The organism is Patiriisocius sp. (assembly GCF_051252435.1).
Taxonomy (GTDB): domain Bacteria; phylum Bacteroidota; class Bacteroidia; order Flavobacteriales; family Flavobacteriaceae; genus Patiriisocius.
Genome location: NZ_JBPOFW010000002.1, coordinates 499,623 through 509,988, shown reverse-complemented (window position 1 = coordinate 509,988; position 10,366 = coordinate 499,623). Strand labels below are relative to the sequence as shown.

Annotated in this window: 11 protein-coding genes; 3 read left to right on the top strand and 8 right to left on the bottom strand. The window is 35.9% G+C overall.

What is annotated here, in order from left to right:
* Positions 1-229 precede the first annotated feature (229 nt).
* Positions 230-856, top strand: coding sequence for a PAQR family membrane homeostasis protein TrhA (gene trhA / locus ACSHW7_RS07440; RefSeq protein WP_435678703.1), 627 nt, complete (start codon positions 230-232; stop codon positions 854-856).
* A gap of 50 nt (positions 857-906) precedes the next feature.
* Here trhA and ACSHW7_RS07435 read toward each other — a convergent pair whose 3' ends face one another.
* Positions 907-1,575, bottom strand: coding sequence for a ZIP family metal transporter (locus tag ACSHW7_RS07435; RefSeq protein WP_435678702.1), 669 nt, complete (start codon positions 1,573-1,575; stop codon positions 907-909).
* Positions 1,572-2,306: a class I SAM-dependent methyltransferase gene (locus ACSHW7_RS07430; RefSeq protein WP_435678701.1), complete on the bottom strand. Its 735-nt coding sequence runs from the start codon at positions 2,304-2,306 to the stop codon at positions 1,572-1,574. Before ACSHW7_RS07430 ends, ACSHW7_RS07435 begins: the two co-directional genes overlap by 4 nt.
* A gap of 57 nt (positions 2,307-2,363) precedes the next feature.
* Between ACSHW7_RS07430 and ACSHW7_RS07425 the strand changes: the two genes are divergently transcribed.
* Positions 2,364-3,530, top strand: coding sequence for a THUMP domain-containing class I SAM-dependent RNA methyltransferase (locus ACSHW7_RS07425; protein ID WP_435678700.1), 1,167 nt, complete (start codon positions 2,364-2,366; stop codon positions 3,528-3,530).
* Here ACSHW7_RS07425 and ACSHW7_RS07420 read toward each other — a convergent pair.
* Genes ACSHW7_RS07420 through rlmD form a run of 3 tightly spaced genes read right to left on the bottom strand, consistent with a single transcriptional unit; the run spans position 3,523 to position 6,124 of the window.
* Complete coding sequence (locus ACSHW7_RS07420) at positions 3,523-4,227, bottom strand: DUF6048 family protein (protein ID WP_435678699.1); 705 nt, start codon at positions 4,225-4,227, stop codon at positions 3,523-3,525. The genes ACSHW7_RS07425 and ACSHW7_RS07420 overlap by 8 nt on opposite strands.
* Positions 4,193-4,696, bottom strand: coding sequence for a DUF6452 family protein (locus ACSHW7_RS07415; RefSeq protein WP_435678698.1), 504 nt, complete (start codon positions 4,694-4,696; stop codon positions 4,193-4,195). The genes ACSHW7_RS07420 and ACSHW7_RS07415 overlap by 35 nt, the downstream gene beginning before the upstream one ends.
* Positions 4,697-4,705: 9 nt before the next feature.
* On the bottom strand, positions 4,706-6,124 hold the full coding sequence (gene rlmD / locus ACSHW7_RS07410) for a 23S rRNA (uracil(1939)-C(5))-methyltransferase RlmD (protein WP_435678697.1): 1,419 nt from the start codon (positions 6,122-6,124) through the stop codon (positions 4,706-4,708).
* Between the two features lie 155 nt (positions 6,125-6,279).
* Here rlmD and rocD point away from each other — a divergent pair, with 155 nt between their 5' ends.
* Positions 6,280-7,560, top strand: coding sequence for an ornithine--oxo-acid transaminase (rocD, locus tag ACSHW7_RS07405; protein WP_435678696.1), 1,281 nt, complete (start codon positions 6,280-6,282; stop codon positions 7,558-7,560).
* Between the two features lie 81 nt (positions 7,561-7,641).
* Here rocD and ACSHW7_RS07400 read toward each other — a convergent pair whose 3' ends face one another.
* Genes ACSHW7_RS07400 through ACSHW7_RS07390 form a run of 3 tightly spaced genes read right to left on the bottom strand, consistent with a single transcriptional unit; the run spans position 7,642 to position 10,259 of the window.
* Positions 7,642-7,971, bottom strand: coding sequence for a CCC motif membrane protein (locus ACSHW7_RS07400; RefSeq protein WP_435678695.1), 330 nt, complete (start codon positions 7,969-7,971; stop codon positions 7,642-7,644).
* Positions 7,972-8,023: 52 nt separating this feature from the next.
* On the bottom strand, positions 8,024-8,305 hold the full coding sequence (locus ACSHW7_RS07395) for a DUF2752 domain-containing protein (RefSeq protein WP_435678694.1): 282 nt from the start codon (positions 8,303-8,305) through the stop codon (positions 8,024-8,026).
* 19 nt (positions 8,306-8,324) lie between these two features.
* Complete coding sequence (locus tag ACSHW7_RS07390; RefSeq protein WP_435678693.1) at positions 8,325-10,259, bottom strand: T9SS type A sorting domain-containing protein; 1,935 nt, start codon at positions 10,257-10,259, stop codon at positions 8,325-8,327.
* Positions 10,260-10,366: the final 107 nt, after the last annotated feature.

Here is a 10,366-nt window from a genome sequence, read left to right as displayed (position 1 = left end):
GGGTTTGGGGATATCCATTATCAGAATACAAAAAAGGGGAAAAACACCCCTGAAAAAGGGGAAAAATCCTCTTGTAGGACAGGCCATACTGTCCCATCTTTATAACTTATTAATTAATGCTATATAAACTGGGGAGTTTATAGCTGATGGGACTGTTCGCAAGAACAGTCTCTTTTTTTGGTCCTAAATATTTGAGTATTATCTTTACTATTTGTAAACTTTCAATTGAATGAGAACACAAACCAACTTAGAAGAAAAATACAATGCTTTGAGCCATGGCATTGGATTCGTTGTATTTTCAGTTTTAAGTATTTTACTTTTGTATCTTAATGAAGAGCGAACTATAATTTCATATTTCGCGTTAGGATTGTACGGTTCATCTTTAATGGTATTATATTTTGTGTCAACCGCATATCATTTCAGTAAAGAAATGAAGACGAAAAGTCTTTTCCGAAAATTAGACCACATAAGTATTTACGTGCTCATCGCAGGAACATATTCACCAGTTACGTTATTATTCCTCTCACATTCTAAAGGAATTTTATTATTTAGTATTGTTTGGGGAATTGCAATTCTAGGAACAATTCTCAAGATGTTTTTTACGGGAAAATTTGAAATCATCTCGGTACTACTATATCTCGTTATGGGTTGGTTAATTGTCTTTGATATTAATGCATTAAATAGCGTGACAGATACTTATGGAATTTTAATGCTGGTTGCCGGAGGACTATTTTATACTGTGGGTATCATTTTTTATGCTTGGGACAGATTATATTTTGGCCACGTGATATGGCATATTTTTGTACTCCTAGGGAGTTTGTGCCATTATATATTCATCTTCCATCAAATCACTTAAGTATTTTCTTCTGAAATGTGATTTCTGAAATACAATATCATTATGCCTATCTAGATAAAATAAGCGATGACAACACCTAAAATAATCGTTGCCAGTTTTGTAAAATTAAACTTGTGGTCCTTACTACTTTCAAATAAAATAGTGGTCGAGACGTGCAAGAAAATTCCAATAACCACTGCATTTATTTCTGTGCTGTACTGTTTTAATTGCGTGGTATTTTCGGCAATAAAAGAACCTAGCGGTGTCATCAATGCAAAAAGCACTAGAAATGCAAGCGTGATTGCCTTGTTATAATTCGCTTTAATGAAGAAAAGTGAAAGAATAATCGCTATGGGAAATTTATGAATAAGGACGCCAATATAAATGGAGTGTCCATCTGTAATGGGAAATCCTTCCAACAATGCGTGAATAGAGAGACTCACAAATAACAACCAAGGAAATTTTGTAGCATCGGCATGAATATGGACGTGACCGTGTTCGGCACCTTTACTAAAAAACTCTAAACAAATTTGTAGTAAAATACCGCCAACAATAAAAACGCCTATCCTTTTCGAAGGTGTTTCATAAACTTCGGGCAAAAGTTCGAATAGCGTTAATGCCAATAAAAATGCCCCGCTAAATGCAAGTAATAATGGGAGTTTAGAAACCTGACCTTTATTTAAAATCAAGGAAACCCCATAACCTGCGATTACTGCGACAAATAATGCAATATAAATCATAAGCCAAAAATAAGAATTAATCTTTCAGATGTGATAGGGTCAAAGGTATCTAATTGATAATTTCCAAAAGTTTTTTTCAATGTGACGCCCGCTTCTTTAAAATATTCTTTAAAATCACTGAGGGTTAATGCTTTTACTTTTTCAGTATATAAAAAATGTTGGCCTTCAGCTTTAAATCTAATATCTTTTATGATGTGATTATTTTCGATTCTTCTTTCAATCTGAAATGTAATACCTTCCACAATTTTTTCTTCGGAAGGCACTAAATGTTCCTCTAAATACGCTACATTCAAAAAATCGATAACTCCAAAACCTTCAGGTTTTAGTGATGTTTTAATGGCTTTAATTGTTCTCAGGTTATCTATTTCGGCTTCAAAATAACCGAAACTCGTAAATAAATTTAAAATAGCATCAAATTTTCCATCAAACGGGATGCACATGTCGTGAATTTCAAATGACAAATTCTCTGTTTCAAATTTCTTCGCAGCTTTAATGCTGTTGGGCGATAAATCTACTCCCGTAACATTATAGCCAAGCGAAGCAAGATGTTTTGAATGTCTCCCTTTTCCGCAGGCCAAATCCAAAATCTTTGCATTTTTATCCAAATTTAAAAAAGAAGCAAGATTTTTAACAAAAGTACCTGCCTCCTCATAATCACGGTCTTTGTAGAGAATGTGATAATAAGGGCTGTCAAACCAGGAGGCAAACCAATTAAAATCTTCTTTTTGCATATACGGGTATTGGAGTACGAAAATACTGTATTTTTGCAGTCCAACGAATGATATACTATGAATAAAAACTTTAAAATGGTGGCGAAGACCCTCTTTGGGATGGAGGAGATTTTAGCACAGGAATTGAGACAACTTGGCGCTTCAGGCATTGAAATAGGAACACGTAACGTGAGTTTTGAAGGCGATACCGGGTTTATGTACAAAGCCAATTTGTGCTGCAGGACCGCCATTAAGATTTTAAAGCCAATAACATCGTTCAATGTTTTTAAGGAAGATGATTTGTACGATAAGATTTATAATATCAACTGGCAGGAGTATATGTCGGTCAAAGGTACGTTGGCAGTAAATTCTACGGTGTTTTCAGATTATTTTACGCACTCGCAATTTATTTCTTTAAAAACAAAGGATGCGATTGTTGATAGATTTAGAGATATGGAAGGGGAGCGCCCCAATGTTGACTTAGATCATCCCACGTTGCGAATCAATATTCATATTGATAGAAATATTTGTACGGTTTCATTGGATAGCTCAGGGCAATCTTTGCACAAACGTGGCTACAAAGTGGCGAACACACAAGCGCCAATTAACGAGGTCCTTGCTGCGGGTATGATTATGCAAACGGGTTGGACCGGCCAATGCGATTTTATGGACCCAATGTGCGGTAGTGGTACTATTCTTACTGAGGCTGCGATGATAGCGTGTAATATTCCGCCTAACTTGAACAAGGAAGAATTCGGTTTTGAAACCTGGCCAGATTTTGATGTCGATTTATACGAAACGATTGAGAACGCAGCTTTAAAAAAAATTAAAGATTTCCATTTCAAAATATACGGTTACGACAGCGATGCAAGTGCGATTGCAAAAGCGAAGGAGAATATTGCCGCAGCAAATTTGACAGAATTCATTACCATTAAGGAAGCCGATTTTTTTAAGACTGAAAAGTTACAAGACCGACCACTTTTTATGGTCTTTAACCCTCCGTACGACGAACGAATTGCCATTAGAGATGTTGAACATTTTTATGGAGAAATAGGAAATACGCTAAAACGAAACTATGAAAATACCCAAGCGTGGTTGATTACCTCAAACCTTGAGGCCCTAAAGTTTGTAGGATTGAGACCTTCAAAAAAGATTAAATTATTTAACGGTCCACTTGAAAGTAAATTTGTTAAGTACGAAATTTATGCGGGGAGTAAAAAATTCAGTAAACGAGATATTACTTAGTAAAAATAGGAATCAAGTAAGAAACGGTATAGCCATAACCCACACCAAACTCACTAAAATCGTACGTTCTGTTAAAGCCAGGAATGTATAGATTAGCAAAGCCTTCTGGGATATCTTCGCTCACCTTTCGTTTTAATTGGAGATTTACGGAAAGGTATAAATTTTTATAAACTTCGGTTTTTACGCCGGCGATAAACTCAATCCAAGTGGCTGTCAAACCACTAAATTCTTGAGGTGCTACAACTGCCGTTGACGGAAATGTTTGGTCTGTAGTGTAAATGGTGTAAGCAATTAATTCTTGCTTAAAAGAAGATATACCGTATCTCAAACCAGTGAATATAGCATTGTTCAAACCCAACCAATTGTTGTATGCATTATAGTCAATCCCCAGTTTTATATAGCTTCCGCTAGTGCTAGCATTTAAGTTGGGTTCAAAATAATCTTTCTTTTCGTTTCCAATTTCCGCAGCGACGTAGAATTTCTCTTTAATTCTGAAATCAGCCATAATTTCAAAACCTGAATAATTTTCATCCAACAAACTTCGTATTGGTTTTGAAATATCTGCACCTACTCTCAGCCCATATTTTATAGGTTGTGCGATGGTATCATTAGGTTCTAACGTTTCGGTCTGTGCGACTGAAATTTCAGAAATGAAAACCGTGCTAATGAAAAATAGTAATATGCGTAACGTCTTCATTTTCTACGGTTGGGTTAGTAATTACAGGGCCAAACATCCAGTTTGCCGTTCCTTCTCCTTGGATTGTTATAGACACATCATCATACGTTGTTACGAATGAACATGCTCTGTTGATATAAACATCTTCGCCACGGGTATAATTTATAGTAGCAAAATCTGTATTTGGACTCGTCCCCGAAGCGTCTCTTGTAAAACTAAATTGCAACGAAGTAGCAGACGGATCTAAAGGAATTTGAAAAATAGTATCTGTCCTAGGGGTAAAAACTTCTTCTTGCGTGCTCGTTAACTTTACGCTCAAATTTGTCACGGGTTTTACCAATCTAAAATCTGTATTATCTCTAAACTCCATTACCAATCGTGGTGTTGACTGTGTGGTTTCAGGACAAATATCATCTCTTGTGCAACCAATAAAAACGGCTATTGCAAAGATGCAGATAGTAAATGCACTACTAATTTTAATATAATTCATTTGTTTTTCCTAAACGTTTCTTTTTTCAAGTAAAACCACATTTTCTACGTGGTGGGTTTGCGGGAACATGTCAACAGGTTGTACTTTGGTCACTTTGTAAAGACTATCTAATAACGATAAATCCCTCGCCTGTGTTGCACTATTACAACTCACGTACACAATTTTTTGTGGTGCAAGATTGATGAGTTGAGCCACAACATATGCATGCATTCCATCTCTGGGAGGGTCTGTTATAACAACATCTGCCATTCCATGTTTTGCAATAAATTGTTCATTGAAAACCTTTTTCATGTCGCCTACATAAAACTCACAGTTTGTAATCCCATTACGTTCGGCATTTTCTTTGGCTGCGGTAATAGCATCTGGCACAGCTTCAACACCAATCACTTTCTTTGCGTTTTTCGCAACAAATTGTGCTATGGTGCCTGTGCCTGTATATAAGTCAAAAATAAGTTCATCTCCATTCAATCCTGCAAAATCTCGTGTTACTTTATAAAGTTCGAAGGCTTGTTCACTATTGGTTTGATAAAATGATTTTGCATTTATCTTAAAAGTAAGTCCTTCCATTTCTTCAAAAATGTGGTCTTTTCCGCTATGGACTAACACCTCTTGGTCATAAATGGTGTCATTTCCTTTTCCGTTAATTACGTATAAGAGTGAAGTGACATCAGGAAATTTTTCAGCAATAGCATTTAGCAATGCCTCTCTTTTGGTTTTATCTTCTTTAAAAAATTGCAATAAAACCATGACTTCTCCCGTAGTTGAAGTTCGTATCATTAACGTTCTTAGAACGCCCGTTTGATTTCGGGTATTAAAAAAAGGAATGTCTAACTTTTCGGCTTCGGCTTTAACAAAATCTCTTATGGCATTACTTGGGTCTCTTTGTAAATGGCATTTATTTAAATCAAGAATCTTATCCCACATGCCGGGAATATGAAAACCTAAAGCATTTTTATTCTCAACGATGACATCGCTTTTAATTTGGTCAAGTGTGAGCCATTTGCTGTCACTAAATGAAAATTCCATTTTATTACGATAGAAATATTGGTCGGCAGAACCTAAAATAGGGGAGACTTCGGGGAGTTCGACCTTACCAAGGCGTTTTAAATTATTCTCAACTTCCTTTTGTTTGTAAAACAATTGGTGTTCGTAGCCCATGTTTTGCCACTTACAGCCACCGCATGTACCAAAATGCTCACATGTAGGTTCTACACGCTTGTCTGAGAGTTTTGAAAAAGAAATAGCGTTCCCTTCAAAGTATGCTTTTCGTTTTTTTGTGGTCTGTACGTCAACCACATCGCCGGGAATGGCATTATTGATAAAAACCACTCTACCGTCCTCTGCTTTTGCAACAGCTTTCCCTTTTGCACCTGCGTCAATGACGGTTAAGTTTTCTAAAATAACTCTATTTGTTTTTTTTCTTGCCATAAGCGCAAAAGTACCAAGTTTACTTTACAATTTAAGTCAAATTTTATTAATTTGCAGACAAGGATGATTTCTCTCCTCCGCTGAATTTTCGAGCTTTCGAAAGGATAAAGGTATAGTAGGAATTTTATATTTTTCATTTTTAAAATTTTAATGTTATGTCTGTAACACAACAGTCCTTATCGCAGCAGGCGATTGATTTAGAAAACAAGTATGGAGCCCACAATTATCACCCATTACCCGTTGTACTGAACAAAGGGGAAGGCGTTTATGTTTGGGATGTTGAAGGAAAAAAGTATTTTGACTTTTTATCTGCATATTCTGCTGTAAACCAAGGGCATTGCCATCCGCGTATTGTGGATGCAATGATTGAACAATCAAAAACTTTGGCCCTCACCTCTAGAGCGTTTCATAATGATATCCTTGGGAAATATGAAAAATTTGTAACCGAGTATTTCAAATTTGACAAGGTTTTACCAATGAATACGGGAGCTGAAGCTGTTGAAACTGCTTTGAAACTTTGTAGAAAATGGGCCTATGAAAAGAAAGGAATCGATGAAAACGAAGCCGAAATTATAGTATGTGAAAATAATTTCCACGGAAGAACCACTACGATCATTTCGTTTTCAAATGATCCTGTCGCCCGAGAGCATTTTGGTCCTTACACGAAAGGATTTATAAAAGTTGAATATGACAATTATGAAGCTTTGGAAAAAGTTTTTAATAGTAATAAAAACATCGCCGGATTTTTAGTGGAACCTATCCAAGGAGAAGCTGGTGTATTTGTTCCATCTGAAAATTATTTAAGAAAAGCAAAAGCACTTTGCGAAAAGCACGATGTTTTATTTATTGCAGATGAAGTACAAACGGGAATTGCAAGAACAGGACGTTTATTAGCTACTTGCGGAAATTGCAGCTGTCCAAAGAAAGATTGCAGCGGAACACCAGATGTAAAACCAGATGTTTTAATTTTAGGAAAAGCATTGAGCGGTGGAGCTTATCCAGTTTCTGCGGTTTTAGCGAATGATCATATTATGGAAGTTATTAAGCCGGGAAACCACGGATCAACCTTTGGCGGGAATCCTGTGGCTGCAGCTGTTGCTGTGGCGGCTCTTCAAGTTGTTTCAGATGAGAATTTGGCAGATAATGCAGACAAGCTTGGTGCTAGATTCAGAAGTAAATTGAATGATTATATTGAGACGAGTGGTATCTGCAAATTAGTTAGAGGTCGTGGATTACTGAATGCTATTGTAATAAACGATGATGAAGAAAGCGACACAGCTTGGAATATTTGTCTGAAATTGAGAGACAATGGATTATTGGCTAAACCCACACACGGAAATATCATTCGTTTTGCGCCGCCTTTAGTGATGAACGAGTCACAACTTGATGAATGTATCGCTATTATCATTAAGACACTTAAAGAATTCGAGATCTAATATTTCCGAAGAAATTTAAAATAAAAAATGGCGCAATATAATATTGATATCGCGCCATTTAATTTATTAGTTAACTATTAACTATCCTTCTAGGTTGTATTGTTGTAACATTTCTTGTTGCATTTCTTGAAGCCCATCAAATCCATATATAGCTATCATTGCAATGTTTATAATAATATAAATAACACCTAGCGATATACCAATAATTGCAAGAATTTTACCAGTTTTTACATTCTGAAATCCCTTGTACATTTCAGGGTTTTCATTATGTAGTGCGGTTGCTTTTTTTGCAAGGACTATGGCAATAATACCTAGTACTAATGCGGGAATTCCATAGCAACAGCATAGCGGAATTGATAAAATTCCTAAGATGAGTACTGCCTGCGAATTGGGTAATGTTTGTTGTTCCATAGTAATGTGTTGTTTGGTTTAGTACTTAAAAATAACCTAAAAATTTGATGTACTAAAATAAGAAGCTCATCTTATAAAAATAACTTACGAGGATGATGACGCCATTGAGGATGGCAAAGACGATTTTAATTTTGTAGGCATATTTAATTTCCCAAATCATGCTAGCAATAATAAAGAGCCCAAATAGGAGTAGGGTATACACTGCGGGATACATTTTAAAAGCTGCAATGAACTCACCCCTAAAAAGTAAGGCTGTAGCTCTTTGAAAGCCACAGCCAAAACATTCTAATCCAAAAAGTTTTTTATTTAGGCAGGGTAACATAAAATCTTCCATACCTATAAATAAAAGACAATTATTTATTTTCCACAAGAATTTTATAATCGATTACTAAATCTGTAGTTGTTGTAAGTAATACTAAATAAACACCATCACTAAAGGTACCAGTTGGAAATTGTAGGTTTCTATTATTTCCTAGGTTTTGTTGATTTAAAACCAGTCTACCAGCCATATCAAATATTACTGCGCTTTTGATATCATATCCTTCTGGATTTGAAACTTCTAATTGCCCTTGTCGATTATTTTGAAAGAAATCTACTGAGGCTTCCATTTCTTTGGTTTGCTCTTTCTTATATATTTCGTTTGCCGTAATTGTAGGGTCATAGTCTATAAATACAATATAAAACCGATTCTCATATTTACCTTGCTCCAGAAAATAAGAAGCTGTGTTATTACCAGTAATTTCTTGGTAAGTATCATTTAGAGAATCGTACATATATGTATGGTCTGTAGGCAAATTAAGCTCTTCAATTCCAGTTACACTAACCCTCATTTCTTCTTCAATTTCAAAAGTAACGGGTATCTTTTTTGAAATATTAAAAGGAACTGTATTGATTACAAATGGGAATGGTTTTTCATCATTCCAGGGTGTTAATACAGGAAAGTACATTTCACTTGTAGCATCCATTGGGCTTATTGCATCTCCTCCCAAATCAAATTCATCAGTAGCGTTATCATTAAAAAGTAATGCCGTTTGTCTCATGTGTGAGGTCCCCATATATGTGTTTATTCTTAGTCGTGGTGTAAAAGTCCCCTCAATAATTGTTGGATCGATTGTATTTCCACCTGAAACAGAGCCTGTAAGAGTTCCGTTATTTGAAGTAGTATTTCCTTCTTGATTTCTAAATTCTGAGTATGTTGTACTTTCTTTAACAAAACGACGATGGCTATTTTTAAATGTTAAAGTAGTTTGCGAGTTAACTCCTGGAGATGCTTTGATGAAAAAACCTTGTCCAATTGGAGCCATTCTTCTCTCCAAATAATCTCCTGATCCTTCGTTTCCTCCGGCTGGAGTGCCATCATTATTGAAGTTTTGAAATACAGGTATCGTATATACTCCTGGGTCGTATGAAGGATCACCTGGGCTTACGTTATTTGGACCTAAACCACCAGGAGCCCAAGTACCATACCCAGCTTTATTATCTACATATGCATGAGAATTTATAGTTCTATCCTCGTCGTAATATTGTATCATTGTAAATTTGCCTGCGTTTGCTGAATCCCAGAAAAATGCATCTAAATCTAAAGCTGATGGATATGGATTTCCCGTCAAGGTATTTCCTTCATCGTTTGTACCAACTGGAAATAAAGGGATTTCTATATCTCCACTATTTGGACGCCCTCTAAAGTCATAAGTTTGATTTTGAGTTTCGGGAACACCCTCTTGTGTGATATCAGTTCCTTTCATAATAAAACCATAGCCCGGTGGAACTACATCTGCATTATTAATAGCTACAAATTCTTGGCTTGCAGGAGCCCAGCGATAAAACCATCTTCTTGATATTTGTAATGGGCTCGAAACCCCGTCGTGTCCAGTTTTAAGAGTAGCGGGTTCTGCACTCGTTAATCCTGTAGTTTCATTAATTCTTGAAATTCCAAAAAGATTATTTCCAAAAGCTGCGACAGGGACACTAACGGGTGAAGCCCATAGATTATAATCGTAAGCGTCAGAATTACTATCTTGTTGTACAGATATTGCCCCGGTCCCTCTATTTTGGGCATTACCGTTTTGCATTAATTGTGCTTGGTTGCGTAGATACATACTTGCCTCAGTATCTGTATCGTATATATTTTCAACAAGTCTAACATACCCTTCAACAGTTATAACAACACCATCAACATAGATAAAAGAATCAGTTGATGTAGTCACATTGGGGGATACTGATAATTGCGCTGTTGTCATCGACGTAAATGCGAGGATTACAACGGCGGTTAGTAGTAGGTGTTTCATAATAAGATTTTAAGAAAATATTTGGATTTGGGGGTCAAATATTTTTGTTACGCGATAAATTTAAGTATTTAGTGGCTATGTAGGAAAAATATACATGTATTTTCGAT